Here is a 15,929-nt window from a genome sequence, read left to right as displayed (position 1 = left end):
GCCGCGCCCCTTTTCGTTTTTCAGGCGGAGATTCCTGTCATGTGCGGTTTGTGCGGCCTGCTCGGCATCGTTCACTGGACCGAGACCAACGCCCACCCCGACGCCTTCACCGGCGCTGGCCGGCGCACCATCCGCGCCGAACGCGCACACCGCGCGGCGCTGGTCAACGCCGCCCTCGCGCCGGTGCGCATGAAGGTCGCCGACTTCCAGGCCACCTCCTACATCGTGCGCGCCCCCACCGGGCGGCAGGAGATCGTCGACGATCTCGCCTCGGTCTGGGGCGCCGTCGACCGGCTGCGCGGGCAGGCGGTCGATCCCCTCGACGAGGCCTGGATCGCCGAGATGGAGCGCAGCGCGTGATCCCCGTCAACGTCGTCACCGGCTTCCTCGGCTCGGGCAAGACCACCCTGCTGCGCGAGATCCTGCGCGATCCGGCCTTCTCCGACAGCGCGGTGATCGTCAACGAGTTCGGCGAGGTCGGGCTCGACCACATGCTGCTCGAGGAGGTCGAGGAGGGGGTGCTGCTGCTTGAATCGGGCTGCATCTGCTGCACCGTCCGCTCCGACCTGCAGGACACGATCCGCGACCTCCACGACAAGGCCGCCCGCGGCGCGATCCCGCCCTTCAAGCGGGTGATCGTGGAGACGACCGGCGTCGCCGATCCCGCGCCCATCGTCTCCACCATCGCCGCCGAGCCGGTGATCCGGCAGCATTTCCGCATCGGCAACGTCGTCTGCACCGTCGACGGCATGAACGGCCTCGCCACGCTCGCCGCCCATCCCGAGCCGGAAAAGCAGATCGCCGTCGCCGACCGCATCCTCGTCACCAAGGCCGATATCGCCGAGCCCGCCGCGCTCGCCGCGCTCGAGGCGCGGGTGCAGGCGCTCAACCCGGTGACGCCCCTCGCGCGCTCGACGGGGCAGGGCTTCGACGCCGACTTCCTGTTCGGCGCCGATCTCGGCGACGCCGCGCGGCGCGACGACGAGGTGAATCGCTGGCTGGCGCTGGCCGAGCACGGCCACGACGACCACCACCATCACCACCACGACCACGCGCACGGCCACGGCCACACCAGCGGCACCACCACCTTCGTGCTGCGCTTCCCCGAGCGGATCGACTGGACTGCGTTCGGCGTCTGGCTGACCGCGCTGCTCCATGCGCACGGCGAGAAGATCCTGCGGGTGAAGGGCATCCTCAACGTCCTCGAGAGCGACACGCCCGTGGTGATCCACGGCGTGCAGCACGTCGTCCACCCGCCCCTCCACCTCGCCCGCTGGCCCGACGACGACCGCTCCTCGCGCATCGTCTTCATCGCCCGCGGCGTCGAGGCCGACCTGATCCGGCGCTCGTTGTCGGCCTACCTGATCGCGACCTCCAAGAGCGCCCGGCCGGACCCCGTCGCGTGACCGGCGGCCCCGCGGCGGTCCTGCTCGCCGACGTCCTGCCGGTGGCGGCGCTGATCGGGCTGGGCTTCGCCCTCGGGCGCCGGCGGCTGGTGAGCGACGACGAGGCGCGCGCGCTCAACCGCTTCGCGCTGTTCGTCGCCGCGCCGCCGCTGGTGTTCGGCCTGCTCGCCGGCCAGTCGAGCGGCGCGTTCCTGCCCGTGCTCGCGGGCGGCTACCTCGCCGCGGAGCTCGCCGCCTACGGCCTCGTCGCGCTCATGGCGCGCAGGCTCGCCGGGCGCAGCCGCCGCGAGAGCCTGCTGATCGGCATGAGCGCCGCCTTCGCCAACCACGTCTACTTCGTGCTCCCCGTCGCGCAGAACGTCTACGGCACCGCCGCCGCGACGCCGATCCTGAGCGTGGTGACGGTCGACTCGGTGGTGATCCTCACCGGAACCGTCGTGCTGCTCGACGTCTTCGCCACCGGCCGGGCGAGCCTCGCTTCGGCGCTGCGGGCGGTGCTGCGGATGCCCTACGTGCTGGCGATCTTCGCCGGGCTGGGCTGGAGCCTTGCCGGCTGGCCGGTGCCCGAGGGGCTCGCCGCCTTCACCACCTTCGCCGGCGCCGCGGCCTCGCCCGTGGCGCTGTTCGCGGCCGGCGTCGTCATGGCGCGCGCCGACGTGCTGCGCCTCGACGGGCTGGCGCTCGGCACCGTCGCGGCCAAGCTGGTGCTGATGCCCGCCCTCGCGGCGCTGGCCTTCGCCGCGCTCGGCGTGGCGGCGGTCGAGAAGCTGCCCGCGCTGCTCGCCGCCGCCGGCCCGGCCGGCTCGCTGGCGATGGCGCTGGCGATCCACTACCGCGTCGAGACGGCGACCCTCGGGCGCATTCTCGTGCTGACCACCGCCGGCTCGGTGCTGACCCTGAGCCTGCTCGCCACCCCGCTGCCCTAGAGGAGACCCGCGTGACCGATCCCGCCGCCTTCGCCGACGCCACCGCCACCGACATCGCCGCCGCCCTGCGCGCTCGCCGCCTGCGCGCCACCGACCTCGCCGAGGCGCTGCTGGAGCGCATCGACGCCCATCCCGAGCCGGTGTTTCTCACCGTCACCCGCGCGCGCGCCCTCGCCGAGGCCCGCGCCGCCGACGACCGCCTCGACGCCGGCCGGCCGCTGTCGCCGCTCGACGGGGTGCCGGTGGCCTTCAAGGACCTGTTCGACCTCGCCGGCGAGATCACCACCGCCGGCTCCGACACCCGCCGCGATGCCGCGCCCGCCGAAGCCGATTGCGCGGCCGCGCAGCGCCTGTCGCGGGCGGGGATGGTGACGCTGGGCAAGCTGAACCTCACCGAGTTCGCCTATTCCGGCCTCGGGCTGAACCCGCACTACGGCACCCCGGCCAACCCGCACTCGGGCGCCACGCCGCGCGTGCCGGGCGGCTCGTCGTCGGGCTCGGGCGTGGCGGTGGCGGCGGGGCTGGCGCCCTGCGCGATGGGCACCGACACCGGCGGCTCGATCCGCATTCCCGCCGCGCTCAACGGCGTGTTCGGCTACAAGCCCTCGCACCACCGCCTCCCCGACGGGGGGGTGTTCCCGCTCTCGCGGACGCTCGACACGATCGGCCCTCTCGCCCGCTCCGTCCCCGACCTCGTCGCCCTCGAGGCGCTGCTCGCCGGCCGCGCCCCGGTGCGCCCGCGCGGCGGCGGGGTCGCGGGGCTGCGGCTGGTGGTGCCCGAGACGGTGGTGCTCGACGATGTCGAGCCCGAGGTGATGGCCAACTTCGAGACCGCCCTCGCGGTGCTCGCCGAGGCGGGGGCGCTGATCGAGCGGCGCGAGATGGCGGAGTTCGCCGAGAGCGTCGCGCTCGCCGCCGCCCACGGCTCGCTCGCGGCGGCCGACGCCTACGTGGAGCACGGGCCGCTCGTCGAGGGGCCGGACGGCGGGCGCGTCGACGCCCGCGTCGTGGCGCGCATCCTCGGCGGGCGGGGGATGAGCGCGCGCGACGTGGTGATCCTGCAGCGGGCGCGCCGGCGGCTGGTGGCGAGCGTGCGCGAGACGCTCGACGGGGCGCTGCTGGCGATGCCGACGGTCGCGCACGTGGCGCCCGAGATCGCGCCGCTCGAGGCGGACCCGGAGCTGTTCCACCGGGTCAACCTCAAGACCCTGCGCAACACGATGATCGGCAACTTCCTCGACCTGCCCGGCGTCGCGCTGCCGAGCGGGCGCGGGGCAGGGGGCTTGCCGACGAGCCTGCTGCTCGCCGCCGCCAGCGGGCGCGACGACGCGCTGCTCGCCGCGGCGCTGGCAGCGGCGCCGCGGCTCGGGGGCTGACGCGCCCCCTCTCGCGCGCCCCGTCAGCTCCAGTGGGCGACGGAGCGGGTCTCGAAGCTCTCGCGGAACTGCGCCGTCGTCTTCTCGAGCAGCTCGCCGCTGTCCCAGTCGAGGATGACGGCGTAGCGGCGCACCGCGTCGAGCGCGTCGATCTCGCCCTTGCGGTAGAGTTCGGCGACCTCCTCGGGCGGCATCCGCGCCCAGTTCAGCCGCTCGGCCCGGATCTCGGCGCGCAGCTTGTCGGTCGCGTCGCGGTCGATCTCGTACTCGCAGAGGTCGGCGTCGATCTCGCGCACCACGACGCCGTAATCCCGCGCCGCCCGCTCGATCGAGACGTAGTCGTCGATCACGTCCTCGCGCACCTGCTCGGGATCGCGCTCGAGCGGATCGCCGAAGCCGCCGCCGCCCGCGGTGGGGCGGGCGAACTCGTCGCCCGTCTGCACCGGGTAGTCGGAGAAGACGGACCCGAGCCACTTCGCCTCGCTCTCGCCCTCGTGGCGGATCGACAGCCCGTGCGGCATCGACGGCAGTCCGCCCTCGACGCCCCAGACCACCGCCCGTTCGCGGTCGCAGATGTAGGACATCACCGCGTTCTCGCTCTCGAGCAGCACCGAGGTCTTCTGCACCCCGCAGCCGCCGCGCCACTTGCCCGGCCCGGCGCTGTCGCGCAGGATCTGGAACTCGCTGGTGCGGGTCGGGTTCACCCGCTCGTTGCCCTCGTTGGGCTGCGACATCAGCCCGGTGCCGAAGCACGCGGTGGTGACGTCGGAGCCGTCCTTGCCGTTGCGCCCGCCCCAGCCGCCGGGGAGCCATTCGTAGAACATGAACATCGGCTTTTCCGGGCTGCGCAGGTCGGTGCCGCCGGCGAGCAGGTATTCGAGGTTGAAGGCGCAGGCGATGGCGCGTTCGGGCATGATCTTCGACCACATCTCGAAAATCGCGTTCATGATCTTCTCGAACGGCATCAGGAAGCCGGTCACCGCGATCGGCCACTCGGCGCTGACCACGGTGCCCTCGTCGGCCTCGATGTCGATCACCCGGTAGAAGCCCGAGTTCAGCGGCAGGTCGGGGAAGAAGGTCTTCATCCCCGCCACCACCGCCGAGAAGGTCGCGCCCTCGGCGGAGTTGTAGATCGACGAGATCGTCGGGTGGCTGCCGGAGAAGTCGTAGAGGATCCGGTCGCCCTTGATCGTCATCTTGATGCGGATCGGGATCATCCCCTCGCCGGCGCCCGGGTCGCGGTCGATGTAGTCCACCGTCTCCCAGGTGCCGTCGGGAAGGGCGGAGATGCGCTGGCGCACCGCGCGCTCGACGTAGTCCTGCACCTCGTCCATGCCCTGCAGCACCGCGTCGCGGCCGTACTTGGCCACCAGCCGCAGCACCTCGCGCTCGGCGACGTGGGTGGCGCTGGCCTGGCTGTGGATGTCGCCGATGATCGAGGCCGGATCGCGGGTGTTGGCGGCGATCATCCCGGCGACATCGTGGCAGAATTCGCCCTCGCGGAACAGCCGCACCGGGGTGATCCGGACCGCCTCGCGGAACATGTCGCGCGCCGAGACGTCGAACGAGCCGGGCACGGAGCCGCCGAGGTCGGACCAGTGGCCGTTGGACTGCGAGAAGCCGAGCAGCTTGTCGTCGTCGAAGATCGGCCGCACCAGGCGCACGTCGCTGAAGTGGGTGCCCCCGGCGTAGGGGTCGTTGATGGCGTAGACGTCGCCCGGCATCATCTCGCCCTCGAAGACGCGGATCACGTCCTTGCAGGTGAAATGCAGCGTGCCGACGTGCACGGCGATGTCCTGGTTGCCCTGGGCGACGGAGTTGCCCTGCGCGTCGTGCAGGCCGTTGGAGAAATCGCGGTTGTAGATGACGAAGGAGTAGCAGGTGCGCAGCATCTGCTCCGACATCTGGTCGACGGCGGTGATGAACGAGTTCTTCAGCACCTCGAAGGTCACGGGATCGAGCGGGTCACGGGTCATGTCGGTCATCGGCTCAGCCCTTGGTGTGAATGAGGATGTTCATGTAGCTGTCCACCTCGGCGCGCATGCCGGGGGGGACGACGATGGTGGAATCCACCTGCTCGACGATGGCGGGGCCGGTGAAATGCGCCCCGGCGGTGAGCTGGTCGCGCTCGAAGATCGCCGCGTCGTGCGCCTCGCCGTCGAACCAGACCTGCCGCCGCTGGCCCGGCTCGGGCTCGTTCGGCGTCGCCTCGACGCGCGGCAGCTCGGCCTTGGGCACGATCCCCGTCGCCTTGACCGCCACCCGGAACAGCGACACCGGCGCGTCGCGGCGGGCGAAGTTGTACTCGCGCTCGTGGGCCTCGTGGAAGGCGTCGGTCAGCTCCTCGATGCTGGTGATCTTCGAGGGCGCGTCGACGGCGAGCGAGCGCCACTGGCCCTGGTACATCATCTCGATGGAGCGCTGCAGCAGCATGTCCTCGGGAGCCACGCCCTCGCGGTCGAGCTGGCTGCGGGCGTCGTCCTCGATCCTGGCGAACGCCGCCTCGAGCGCCGCCGGATCGGTGGCGGAGGCGGCCGACATGAAGCTGTCGGAGAAGTCGTGCTGGATGTCCACGAGCAGGCAGCCGAGCGCCGAGGTCACGCCCGGGTTGGGCGGCACGATCACCGTGGGGATCGACAGCTCGCGCGCCACGTGCGCCCCGTGCAGCGCCCCCGCGCCGCCGAAGGCGCAGAGCGCGAAGTCGCGCGGGTCGTAGCCGCGGCTGATCGACAGCAGCCGCACCGCGTTGGCCATGTTGGCGTTGGCGACCCGGGTGATCGCCTCGGCGGCCTCGTGCAGCTCCATGTCGAAGGGCTCCGCCACGGTGCGCCGCACCGCCGCCTCGGCGAGCTCCGGGTCGAGCGTGATCTGCCCGCCCGCCAGCGACGTGCCGAGCCGGCCGAGCACCACGTTGGCGTCGGTGTTGGTGGCGACCTCGTTGCCGTTCTTGTAGCAGGCCGGGCCGGGATCGGCGCCCGCCGATTGCGGGCCGTTGCGCAGGCTGCCGCCCTCGTCCTTCCACGCCAGCGAGCCGCCGCCCGCGCCGATGGTCAGCACCTCGATGGAGGGGAAGCGGATCGGGTAGCCGTACTCGATGTACCAGTCCTTGGTGATCCTCGGCTCGCCCTGGTAGCAGACCGACACGTCGGTCGAGGTGCCGCCCATGTCGAAGCCGATGCTGTTGGGAAAGCCGCAAAGATTGCCGATGAAGCGGCTCGCGATGGCCCCCGCGGCGATGCCCGAGCCGGCGAGGCGGGCGGCGAAGTCGCGCACCGCGTGCGGCGTCATCACCCCGCCACCGGTGTGCAGCAGCAGCAGCTCGCGCGCGTAGCCCCCGTCGGCGAGCTTGTCGCTCAGCCGCGAGACGTAGTCGACCACCACCGGCGAGACCACGGCGTTGGCCATCGTGGTGGAGAAGCGCTCGTGCTCGAAGATCTCGGGCATGATCTCGGCGGAGATCGACACCGGGATGTCGGGCATCTCCTCCTTGAGGATGTCGCGCATCCGCTTTTCGTTGTCGGCGTTGACGTAGGAGTTCATGAAGCACACCGCGATCGAGGCGACGCCACGCTTCTTGAGCACCTGCGCCACGCGCCGCGCGCCGGCCTCGTCGAGCTCTTCGAGCACACGCCCCTCGGCGTCGACGCGCTCGCGCACCGTGAGGCGGTCGCGGCGGGGGATGTAGGGCTTGGCGACGTCCTTGTAGGTGTCCCAGAGGTCTTCCTTGTTGGCGCGCCGGATCTCGACGACGTCGCGGAAGCCCTCGGTGCAGACCATCGCCGCGCGCGGCAGGTTGCGGGTGATGAGCGCGTTCGTCGCCACCGTGGTGCCGTGCGAGAACATGGACACGCCCGACAGGTCCACGTCGGCCTGCCCGATCCCGTTCATGATCGCGCGCATCGGGTCGTCCGGGGTCGAGGCGGTCTTCTCGATCCGGATCGCCCCGGTCTCCTCGTCCATGATGCAGATGTCGGTGAAGGTGCCACCCACGTCCACGGCTACTCTGGTCTTGGTCATCGGTGCCTCGTTGTTGGGCCGGCCGTGCCGGCTATGCGTCGGGGCGCGCCGCTTCCTTGCGGGCGGCGCGGGGGGTGCGGCCGAAGCGGGCCTTGTAGTGGCGCGAGAACTGCGACTGGTCGGCGAAGCCCCAGCGGTAGGCGATCTCGGCGACGCTGTCGCTGCGCCCCGGCTGGCGCAGGTCCTCGTCGCAGCGGCTCAGCCGGCGCTCGCGGATGTAGCCCTGCACCGACTGCTCGGTCTCGGCGAACAGCTGCTGCAGGTAGCGCAGGGAGATGCCGCAGGCGTCGGCGACGGCCTGCGGGGTGAGGTCGCGGTCCTTGAGCCGGTCGCGGATCACCTGCTCGGCGCGGAACAGGTGGGCGGCGCGCACCGACGAGGTCTGCGAGTGCAGCACCCGGTCGTCGCGCTGGATCGCCAGGCACAGCAGGTCGAGCAGGTGCCGCCCCGCCGCCTCGCGCCCGGCCTCGTCGAGGTCGGCCACGTGCGCGGCGGCGGCGCGCAGGCTGGTGAGAAAGTAGTTCGCCACCCCCTCGCGCGCGTCGAAGGTCAGCCCGCCGAGCCGCCCCGAGGGACCGACGCGGGCGCGCACGCTGCTGGTCGGCACCTTCAGCACCCACTGCGCGTTGGGCGCGGCGTGCCAGTATTCGTAGGGCGCGTCGCTGCGCTCGATCAGGAAGCCGCCGGGCCGGCAGGAGGTGCGCCGCTCGCTCTGGATGAACTGCACGCTCTCCGTCTCGGGGATGGCGATCAGCAGCGAACTCTCGGTCTCGTTGAGGAAGTGCCGCCGCTTGCGCCGGTAGAGCACCGCGTCGCACTCGATGCGCGACAGGTCGATGACGCCCATGTTCCAGCGCTGCAGGCTGCCGCGAAACGCCTCGCGGTCGCGGTAATCGGTCTCGAGCTGGAAGTAGGCATCCGACACCTGGCTCTGCCACCTGTCGCCGCCCTGCGGCTGGCTCCTGTCGCGCTCGCCCATATCGTCGTACCTCCTGTCGGACCCGCCACCCCGCCGCTCTCGCGGCACGGCGCGCTCCAGGAGGCTATCATGCGCAGGCCGCGCGCCTAGTCTTGGCGATTAGCGCACGAACTTTTTCAGCGCGGCCATGGCGATTGCCTCGGCCCCCGGCTGGCTCTACCTGAGGCGGAACAGCGCGCGGAAGGAGCGGGGCCATCACCGAGACGGGACAGGATCACGGCCTGCTGATGGTCGCCGCCGGCGCGGCGCACGTCACGGCGGCCAACAAGGCGCTCGAGAGCTTCAAGCGCCACGCCCCGGCGCTGCCGGCGTGCCTGTTCACCGACCGCCCCGAGCTGGCCGAGGGCTGGGACATCGTCCGCCCCGTCACCGCCGCCCACGGCCGCTCCAAGGTCGACTGCCTGCCCGAGACGCCCTTCGCGCGCACGCTCTACGTCGACACCGACACCCTCGCGCTCGCCGACATCCGGCCCGTCTTCGCGCTCCTCGACCGCTTCGACGTCGCGATCTGCCACATCCCCATGTGGCAGCGCCCCAACCAGAACCGCACCTGGCGCCACGAGCTGCCCTACGCCTTTCCACAGATGAACGGCGGCGTGATCCTCTACCGCGCCGACGGCCGCGCGCGGGCGCTGCTCGAGAGCTGGCGCGAGACCTACCACGTCGCGCGCGCCGAGGCCGGCATCCGCTCCGACCAGATCACCCTGCGCGAGGCGATCTGGCAGGCCGACGACCTGCGCCTCTACATCCTGCCGCCGCAATGGAACAAGCGGATCATCGAGGTCTCCGAGCTGCTGTTCTCCGACCAGCCCAAGCCGATCATCCTCCACCTCAACCCGCTGCGCCCGCCCAGGCACGCCGGCCAGCGCCTCCTCGCCCGCTTCATCCGCTGGGCCGCCCCGAAGCGTTGGCGTCATCGCGGTGCGTTAGGCCCGGACCCCCAGTAGGCCGGGCTTCAGCCCGGCCCCCGCCGTCGCAGCCGGGCTAAAGCCCGGCCTACAGTAGAACCGCCGCCGCCTCCGCCCCGTAGGCCGGGCTTCAGCCCGGCACCCATCGGCCCACGACGACGCCGCCCCGTCACACCGCCCAGATCGCCCCGGTCAGGTGGAAGAACACCGGCGCGGCGAAGATCACGCTGTCGAGCTGCTCCATGAACCCGCCCTGACCGGGGATCAGGTGCGACCAGTCCTTCACGCCGCGGTCGCGCTTGATCGCGGTGAAGACGAGGTTGCCCGCGGTGCCCGCGGCGAAGGCGGCGGCGGCCATCGCCATCGCGCCGAACAGCCCGAACGGCGAGATCCAGGCCAGCCCGCCGCCGAGCAGCGCCGCGCTCGCGAGGCCGGCGGCGACGCCTTCCCAGGTCTTCGGCGACAGCCCCGGCGCGATCGTCCGCCGCCCGATGCGCCGCCCCGCCGCGTACTCGACCAGGTCGCCCACCTGCACCACCATCACGAAGAACACGATCAGCAGCGGCCCGCGCTGGCCGTAGCCGGGGATGTCGAGGATCATCAGCGCCGGCACGTGGCTGGCGCAGTAGACCGCCGTCATCAGGCCCCACTGGGTCTCCGCCACCCGCACGAGGAACGCCTCCGGATCGCCCCGAAGCGCCGAGACGACGGGCAGCAGCAGGAAGGCGTAGACCGGGATGAAGGTGCCGAACAGCCCCTCGTGGCGGATGCCGACGAAGACATATTGCAGCGGCAGCACCGCGAAGAAGGCGAGGGCGAGCGACAGGTGGTCGGCCTGGCGCTTGTTGGCATAGGTGAGGAACTCGCGCAGCGCCGCGAACGAGGCGAAGGCGAACAGCGCCAGCACGGCGGGAAAGCCGATCAGCAGCGCCAGCGCCAGCAGGATCACCATCGCCCACCACGAGTGGATGCGCATCATGTAGGTCTCGACCGCCGGGTCGGTCGCGCCCTCGGGCTGGCGCGCGCGCAGCACCTCGCCGAAGAAGGTCAGCGCCATCAACAGCCCCGCCACCCCGAGCGACAGCAGCAGGATGTCGCCGTCGGTCTCGCTCATGCCGCCGCGCTCCGGCGGGGTTCGGGGGCGAGCGCGACGAGCGCGTCGGCGGCGCGGGCGAGGAAGGCGTCCTTGTCCTCGCCCTCGCGCACGTGAAGCGGCGCGCCGAAGGTGACGGTGCAGATCAGCGGCAGCGGGATGACCTCGCCCTTGGGCATGATCTCGTTGAGGTTGGCGATCCAGGTCGGCACCAGGTCCACGTCCGGCCGGGCGCGGCCGATGTTGAACAGCCCCGCCCTGAACGGCAGCAGCGGCGCGTCGGTCATGTTGCGGTTGCCCTCGGGAAACAGGATCAGCGAGCTGCCCTCGTCGAGCGCCGCGAGGATCGCCGCGAGCGGATCCTCGGTGCGCGCCTCGGGCCGCCGGTCGACGAGGACGCAGCGGAACACCTCCGGCCCCACGAACGCGCGCAGCGGCGTCTCGAGCCAGTAATCCGCCGCCGCCACCGGCCGCGTCTCGCGCCGCAGGGCGGGGGGCAGGCACGACCAGATCATCGGCATGTCGGCGTTGCTGACGTGGTTCGCGAAGTACACCCGCTGCCGCCGCACCGGCTCGATCCCGCGCCACTCGGCGCGCACGGCGGTGATGACCTGCGCCGCGAAGACGATGGCGTGGCCGACCGTGCGGGCGGCGAGGCGGCGGAGCGGTGCGAGCAGTCCCATGCGCCAGACTTGCCGCGCAAGGGCGCGAAGGCAATGGGATTTCTCAGCTCCGGCAAAACGCCTCCGCCGGCGCCTTCACCAGCGCGCGCCCCTCGCAGACGACCGTGCCGTCGGGCAGGCGGCAGCTGGCCCAGAGGTCGACGAGGCGGCTCTCGGGGCGCAGCCGGGTGATCTCGACCCGCGCCGTCAGCTCGGTGTCGGGCGGGGCGGGGGCGGGGAAGGCGAGGTCCTGCTTGAGGTAGTTCGTTCCCGGCCCGGGCAGCTCCACCCCGAGCAGGTGGGAGACCAGCGCCGCGAGCATCGGCCCGGGGACGTGGCGGGGCACCGGACCGCCGCTCAGGGCGGCGAAGCCGGCGAGCTCGGCCGCCCCAATCCGGCGGCGCAGCTCGGCGCTCTGGCCGATCTCCATCAATCCACCTCCGCCTCGCCCACCAGCACCTCCGCCCCGTCGCCACGCACCGCGCGCAGCGCCAGCCGGCCGGGAGCCTCGCCCGCAACCGTCAGCGTCACCGGCTCGTCCGCGAAGCACGGCGCGGGGAACATCAGCGCCTGCCGCCGCTCCGCCGTCCCGGGCCGGGCGCTGTGCAGCAGGCCCCAGAGGCGGGCGTAGATCAGCATCCCGTGGCTGACGGTGCGCCCGAAGGGCGTGCGCGCGGCGTAGGCCGGGTCGGTGTGGATCGGGTTGTCGTCGCCCGAGAGCCGGGCGAAGGCGTCGAATTCGGCCTGCGCGGGCGTCCACTCGGCGCTGAGGTCGATCCTCATGCCAGCCGCTCGCGCAGGTCGGCCTTCCTCACCTTGCCCGCCGCCGTGCGCGGGAAGTCGTCCATCACCTCGATGCGCGCCGGCACCTTGTAGGCCGCGAGCCGGGCGCGGCACCAGTCCCGCAGCGCCGCCGCCTCGAGCGTCGCGCCCGGGCGCAGCAGCAGGCACGCCGCGCCGGTCTCGCCCCAGCGGTCGTCGGGCACGCCGACGACGGCGGCCTCGAGGATCGCCGGGTGGTCGTGCAGCACCCGCTCGACCTCCGCCGGGTAGACGTTCTCGCCGCCCGAGATGAACATGTCCTTGAGCCGGTCGATCAGGTAGAGGTCGCCGTCCGCGTCGCGCCGCCCGATGTCGCCGGTCCTGAGCCAGCCGTCGGCGGTGAACGCCGCCTCGGTGGCGGCCCGGTCGCCGTAGTAGCCCGGCGTGATCGAGGGCCCGCGCCACTGGATCTCGCCCGTGCCCTCCGCGCCCGGAGCGACGCCGTCGAGGCGCAGCTCGCTGAGCATCTGCGCCTTGCCGACCGAACCGATCTTGGTTTCCGCCGAGGCCGGGTCCATCAGCGTGCCCATCGGGCCGGTCTCGGTCATGCCGTAGCCGTTGAGCACCCGCGCGCCGAGGCCCGCGAACAGCCGGATCAGCGGCTCGGGCAGGGGCGCGCCGCCGCAGCCGCAGCGGATCGCCGACCAGTCGACCTCGCCCACCCCCTCGTCGAGGCTGAAGGCGCGGTAGATCGCGGGCACCCCGAAGAACTGGCTCACCTCGCCCGCGCGGCAGAGCGCGAGCAGCGCGGCCGCGTCGAACTTCGGCAGGATCGTCGAGCTGCCCCCGGCGAGGAAGATCGGCAGGGTGAAGAGGTTGATCCCGGCGGTGTGGAACAGCGGCAGGTAGTTGACGGAGCGGTCCGCCGCGCCGAGCCCCGTCGCCTGCATCGCGTTGAGCGCGTTGGCCCAGGCCATCCGCGCGGTCTGGATCACCGCCTTGGGCCGCCCCGTCGTGCCGGAGGTGAACAGCAGGTACCAGGGCCGCCCCGCCGGCACCGGCACCGGCGCGGGGCCGGGCAGGGCGGCCCACTCCATGAGCCGCGCGAAATCGTGCCGCTCCAGAGAGGCCGCTCGCGCGATCTCGGCGGCGAGGCCGGCATGGGCGGCGTCGTGGAGCAGCGCACGGGGCGCGACGGGCGCGAGCGTGTCGAGCAGCTCGGGCGCGGGCTGGCGCCAGTTGAGCGGGCACAGGATGATCCCGGTCTTCTGGCAGGCGAACAGCGTCAGGAAGAACTCGGCGGCGTTGTGGCACAGGATCGCGAGCCGGTCGCCCTCGGCGAGGCCGGAGGCGGTCAGACCGGCGGCGATGCCGGAGGCGGCGGCGTCGACCTCGGCGAAGGTCCAGTCGCGCCGGCAGCGGAAGGCCAGCGCGCCGGGCGAGAGAGCCGCGCGGCTCGCGGCCATGTCGGGAATGGTGTCAAACATCGCGCCCGCTCATCGCGCCGGCGCCAGCCCGTCGCGGATCAGCGCGAAGGCGCTGTCCACGACGCGCTCGAGGTCCGGGGTGTCGTCCCAGAGCACGAAGCGCTCGCCCAGCGTCTTGGCCACCCCCATCAGCGCCCAGGCCCGCACCTCGGCGTCGCCCTCGGAGATCTCTCCCGCCCCCGCCGCCGCGCGCAGCTGGTCGGCGTAGGCCTCGGCGAAGCTCGAGAAGTAGTCGCGGTAGGCGTCCGGGTCGACGAAGCGCGCCTCCTCGACGATGCGGTACAGCGCCGGGCGCTCCTCGACGAACGACAGGAACGCGCGCAGCCCCGCCCGCTCGGCCTCGAGCCGGTCGGCGGCCCCCGCGACGGCCTGGGTGACGCTGGCGCGGGTGGTGCGGCCCATCTCGAGCACCAGCTCGTGGAACACTTCCTCCTTGGAGGTGAAGTAGATGTAGAACGTGCCCAGCGCCGTCTCGGCGGCGCGGGTGATGTCGGCGATGGTGGCGGCGGAGAAGCCGCTCTGGCCGATCACCTCCTCGGCCGCGCGCAGGATCTTCGCTCGCCGGGCGAGGCCGCGCTTGGTCTTGGGGGCGGGGATGCTCCTCATGGTGCAACATGAATAACCATTCATGTTGCGCGCGCAAGGGATTACTGCTCCTCGGTCTGCTCCGAGGCGTGCTCCATCGCCCAGCCGACGCTGAACCCGTGCAGGAAGGTGGAGACGAGGATCACCAGCGCCACGAGCGACCAGAGCGCCTCCTCGTTGTGAAACTCCATGTGGCTGCCGGCGTAGCAGAGGTAGTAGATCGACCCGATCCCCCGCACCCCGTAGACCGACGCGATGGCGCGGTCGCGGTTGGGCAGGTTGCTGCCGATCAGCGACAGCCAGCCGGCGACGGGGCGGACCACGAGCAGCAGCAGCACCGCGATCAGCACCTGCACCCAGGTCAGGTCTAGGAACAGCAGCGGCAGCACCGTTCCGAGCGCCACCAGCAGCAGCGCGGTGAGCGCGTGCTCGATCGATTCCGAGAAGTCGTGCAGGCGGCGGTGGAAGGTGTGGTTCTGCTCGATGCGGCGCAGGGTCAGGCCGAGCACGGCGACGGAGATGAAGCCGTAGCCCTCGAGCAGTTCCGTCGAGCCGTAGCACAGCAGCACTCCCGCCAGCGCGATGATCCCCGAACTCGTCTCGGCCAGCGCCGCATCGCGCGGGATGTGGAACAGCACGAGCCCGAGCGCGCGCCCGCCGAGCCAGCCCATCGCCGCGCCGACGAGGATGCGGTAGAGCACGTCGCGCAGCAGCCAGTCGAAGGCGAGCGAGCCCGAGGTGGTGCCCTCGGCGGCGATGATCAGGCCGAGATAGACGAACGGGAAGGCGAGGCCGTCGTTGAGCCCGGCCTCGGTGGTCAGGGTGAAGCGCACCGGGTGCTCCGCGCCTTCCTGCGGCGGGCCGACCTGCACGTCGGCGGCGAGCACCGGGTCGGTCGGGGCGAGCACCGCGCCGAGCAGGATCGCCCCGGCCAGCGTCAGCCCCGCCAGCCACACGCCGAGCGCGGCGACGGCGAAGATCGTCAGCGGCATCGCGATGGCGAGCAGCCGCGCCGTCGGCCCCCAGCGCCGCCACGGCGTCAGGTCGTCGATCCGCATCCCCGCGCCGAACAGCGCGATGATGACGGTCAGCTCGCTGACCAGCTCCCACGGCAGCGGCGTCTCGCGCGGGTCGGGCAGGGTGACGAGCTCGGGCAGCAGCAGCGAGATGCCCGCGCCGAACAGGATCATCAGCGGCGCGGCGGCCGGCTCCCGGTGCGACACAAGCCGCGGCAGCCAGCGCGCGACGATGATCGTCGCGCCGAGCACGACGAGCACGATGTGGTAGGGATTGAGGCCGAAGAAGGGCTCGTTCTGCATGGGCCTACCCCCGCCTCCCGTCGCCGTTCCAGCCGAGCAGGCCCGCCACCACGTCCCGCAGGTCGCCGAAGATCGGCGGCTTCACGAGCTCCGGCCGCGCGGCGTGGCGCGGGCAGATGCCGTCGCGGCCATACCCGGTGGCGAAGGCGAAGGGTCCGGCGCGGTGGGTGAGCAGGTCGGCGATCGGGTCGGAGCGCTCGCCCAGCAGGTTGACGTCGAGCAGCGCGAAGTCGAACGGGGCACCGCCCGCGAGCGCGAGGCCGTCGCCGACGCTGCCGGCGGTCTCGATGTCGGTGATGCCGAGGTCGTTGAGGTAGCCTTCCAGCAGCAGCCCGATCAGCGCCTCGTCCTCGACGAGCAGTGCGCGGACCTGCGCCCTCTCCCCACGCTGCACCTCCTCCAACGCTCG

16 protein-coding genes are annotated in these 15,929 nt (G+C 72.2%); 5 read left to right on the top strand and 11 right to left on the bottom strand.

Annotated elements, in window-relative coordinates; genetic code table 11:
• Nucleotides 1-39: 39 nt before the first annotated feature.
• The 4 genes from OG2516_RS06490 to OG2516_RS06475 are packed head-to-tail and all read left to right on the top strand — an operon-like array spanning nt 40 to nt 3,708.
• Nucleotides 40-360, top strand: coding sequence for a hypothetical protein (locus OG2516_RS06490; RefSeq protein ID WP_040615003.1), 321 nt, complete (start codon nt 40-42; stop codon nt 358-360).
• Complete coding sequence (locus tag OG2516_RS06485) at nt 357-1,406, top strand: CobW family GTP-binding protein (RefSeq protein ID WP_007254834.1); 1,050 nt, start codon at nt 357-359, stop codon at nt 1,404-1,406. Before OG2516_RS06490 ends, OG2516_RS06485 begins: the two co-directional genes overlap by 4 nt.
• On the top strand, nt 1,403-2,332 hold the full coding sequence (locus OG2516_RS06480; protein WP_007254833.1) for an AEC family transporter: 930 nt from the start codon (nt 1,403-1,405) through the stop codon (nt 2,330-2,332). The genes OG2516_RS06485 and OG2516_RS06480 overlap by 4 nt, the downstream gene beginning before the upstream one ends.
• Before the next feature lie 11 nt (nt 2,333-2,343).
• A complete protein-coding gene (locus OG2516_RS06475) occupies nt 2,344-3,708 on the top strand; it encodes an amidase family protein (RefSeq protein WP_007254832.1) in 1,365 nt (454 codons plus the stop codon).
• Nucleotides 3,709-3,731: 23 nt separating this feature from the next.
• Here the strand turns inward: OG2516_RS06475 and OG2516_RS06470 are convergent, their stop codons facing one another.
• Genes OG2516_RS06470 through OG2516_RS06460 form a run of 3 tightly spaced genes read right to left on the bottom strand, consistent with a single transcriptional unit; the run spans nt 3,732 to nt 8,704 of the window.
• The gene (locus tag OG2516_RS06470) at nt 3,732-5,693 is read right to left on the bottom strand and encodes a hydantoinase B/oxoprolinase family protein (RefSeq protein WP_007254831.1); all 1,962 of its coding nucleotides are present in this window, start codon (nt 5,691-5,693) and stop codon (nt 3,732-3,734) included.
• A 4-nt stretch (nt 5,694-5,697) separates the two neighbouring features.
• Nucleotides 5,698-7,725 (bottom strand): hydantoinase/oxoprolinase family protein, encoded by a 2,028-nt coding sequence (locus OG2516_RS06465; RefSeq protein WP_040615002.1) that lies wholly within the window; start codon nt 7,723-7,725, stop codon nt 5,698-5,700.
• A gap of 31 nt (nt 7,726-7,756) precedes the next feature.
• Entirely contained in the window at nt 7,757-8,704 is a 948-nt protein-coding gene (locus tag OG2516_RS06460) for an AraC-like ligand-binding domain-containing protein (RefSeq protein WP_007254829.1), read from the bottom strand.
• Nucleotides 8,705-8,931: 227 nt separating this feature from the next.
• Between OG2516_RS06460 and OG2516_RS06455 the strand changes: the two genes are divergently transcribed.
• Nucleotides 8,932-9,651, top strand: coding sequence for a glycosyltransferase family protein (locus tag OG2516_RS06455; protein ID WP_007254828.1), 720 nt, complete (start codon nt 8,932-8,934; stop codon nt 9,649-9,651).
• A 130-nt stretch (nt 9,652-9,781) separates the two neighbouring features.
• On the opposite strand, the gene OG2516_RS06450 is transcribed toward OG2516_RS06455, so the two are convergent.
• From OG2516_RS06450 to OG2516_RS06415, 8 genes are read right to left on the bottom strand one after another with little or no spacing between them, the layout of a single operon-like run.
• Complete coding sequence (locus OG2516_RS06450; protein ID WP_007254827.1) at nt 9,782-10,726, bottom strand: phosphatidate cytidylyltransferase; 945 nt, start codon at nt 10,724-10,726, stop codon at nt 9,782-9,784.
• On the bottom strand, nt 10,723-11,388 hold the full coding sequence (locus tag OG2516_RS06445; RefSeq protein WP_007254826.1) for a lysophospholipid acyltransferase family protein: 666 nt from the start codon (nt 11,386-11,388) through the stop codon (nt 10,723-10,725). The genes OG2516_RS06450 and OG2516_RS06445 overlap by 4 nt, the downstream gene beginning before the upstream one ends.
• A 43-nt stretch (nt 11,389-11,431) precedes the next feature.
• A complete protein-coding gene (locus OG2516_RS06440; RefSeq protein WP_007254825.1) occupies nt 11,432-11,797 on the bottom strand; it encodes a hotdog family protein in 366 nt (121 codons plus the stop codon).
• Nucleotides 11,797-12,150, bottom strand: coding sequence for a MaoC family dehydratase (locus tag OG2516_RS06435; RefSeq protein ID WP_007254824.1), 354 nt, complete (start codon nt 12,148-12,150; stop codon nt 11,797-11,799). The genes OG2516_RS06440 and OG2516_RS06435 overlap by 1 nt, the downstream gene beginning before the upstream one ends.
• Nucleotides 12,147-13,616 carry a class I adenylate-forming enzyme family protein gene (locus tag OG2516_RS06430; protein ID WP_007254823.1) on the bottom strand — a complete coding sequence of 490 codons (1,470 nt, stop codon included), beginning with the start codon at nt 13,614-13,616 and terminating at the stop codon, nt 12,147-12,149. The genes OG2516_RS06435 and OG2516_RS06430 overlap by 4 nt, the downstream gene beginning before the upstream one ends.
• A gap of 9 nt (nt 13,617-13,625) precedes the next feature.
• Nucleotides 13,626-14,222: a TetR/AcrR family transcriptional regulator gene (locus OG2516_RS06425; RefSeq protein ID WP_007254822.1), complete on the bottom strand. Its 597-nt coding sequence runs from the start codon at nt 14,220-14,222 to the stop codon at nt 13,626-13,628.
• A 41-nt stretch (nt 14,223-14,263) separates the two neighbouring features.
• A complete protein-coding gene (locus tag OG2516_RS06420) occupies nt 14,264-15,520 on the bottom strand; it encodes a cation:proton antiporter (protein WP_007254821.1) in 1,257 nt (418 codons plus the stop codon).
• Nucleotides 15,521-15,524: 4 nt separating this feature from the next.
• Nucleotides 15,525-15,923 carry a response regulator gene (locus OG2516_RS06415; protein WP_007254820.1) on the bottom strand — a complete coding sequence of 133 codons (399 nt, stop codon included), beginning with the start codon at nt 15,921-15,923 and terminating at the stop codon, nt 15,525-15,527.
• Nucleotides 15,924-15,929 lie beyond the last annotated feature (6 nt).

The sequence above is a fragment of the Oceanicola granulosus HTCC2516 genome (assembly GCF_000153305.1).
Taxonomy (GTDB): domain Bacteria; phylum Pseudomonadota; class Alphaproteobacteria; order Rhodobacterales; family Rhodobacteraceae; genus Oceanicola; species Oceanicola granulosus.
This window is presented reverse-complemented; position numbering and strand designations above follow the sequence as displayed.

Excerpts from the sequence above, each read along its gene's own strand:
- OG2516_RS06445 (WP_007254826.1), bottom strand. The coding sequence starts at position 11,388 with ATGGGACTGCTCGCACCGCTCCGCCGCCTCGCCGCCCGCACGGTCGGC.
- OG2516_RS06440 (WP_007254825.1), bottom strand. The coding sequence starts at position 11,797 with ATGGAGATCGGCCAGAGCGCCGAGCTGCGCCGCCGGATTGGGGCGGCC.
- OG2516_RS06430 (WP_007254823.1), bottom strand. The coding sequence starts at position 13,616 with ATGTTTGACACCATTCCCGACATGGCCGCGAGCCGCGCGGCTCTCTCG.
- OG2516_RS06450 (WP_007254827.1), bottom strand. The coding sequence starts at position 10,726 with ATGAGCGAGACCGACGGCGACATCCTGCTGCTGTCGCTCGGGGTGGCG.
- OG2516_RS06435 (WP_007254824.1), bottom strand. The coding sequence starts at position 12,150 with ATGAGGATCGACCTCAGCGCCGAGTGGACGCCCGCGCAGGCCGAATTC.
- OG2516_RS06470 (WP_007254831.1), bottom strand. The coding sequence starts at position 5,693 with ATGACCGACATGACCCGTGACCCGCTCGATCCCGTGACCTTCGAGGTG.
- OG2516_RS06465 (WP_040615002.1), bottom strand. The coding sequence starts at position 7,725 with ATGACCAAGACCAGAGTAGCCGTGGACGTGGGTGGCACCTTCACCGAC.
- OG2516_RS06420 (WP_007254821.1), bottom strand. The coding sequence starts at position 15,520 with ATGCAGAACGAGCCCTTCTTCGGCCTCAATCCCTACCACATCGTGCTC.
- OG2516_RS06425 (WP_007254822.1), bottom strand. The coding sequence starts at position 14,222 with ATGAGGAGCATCCCCGCCCCCAAGACCAAGCGCGGCCTCGCCCGGCGA.
- OG2516_RS06455 (WP_007254828.1), top strand. The coding sequence starts at position 8,932 with ATGGTCGCCGCCGGCGCGGCGCACGTCACGGCGGCCAACAAGGCGCTC.
- OG2516_RS06460 (WP_007254829.1), bottom strand. The coding sequence starts at position 8,704 with ATGGGCGAGCGCGACAGGAGCCAGCCGCAGGGCGGCGACAGGTGGCAG.
- OG2516_RS06490 (WP_040615003.1), top strand. The coding sequence starts at position 40 with ATGTGCGGTTTGTGCGGCCTGCTCGGCATCGTTCACTGGACCGAGACC.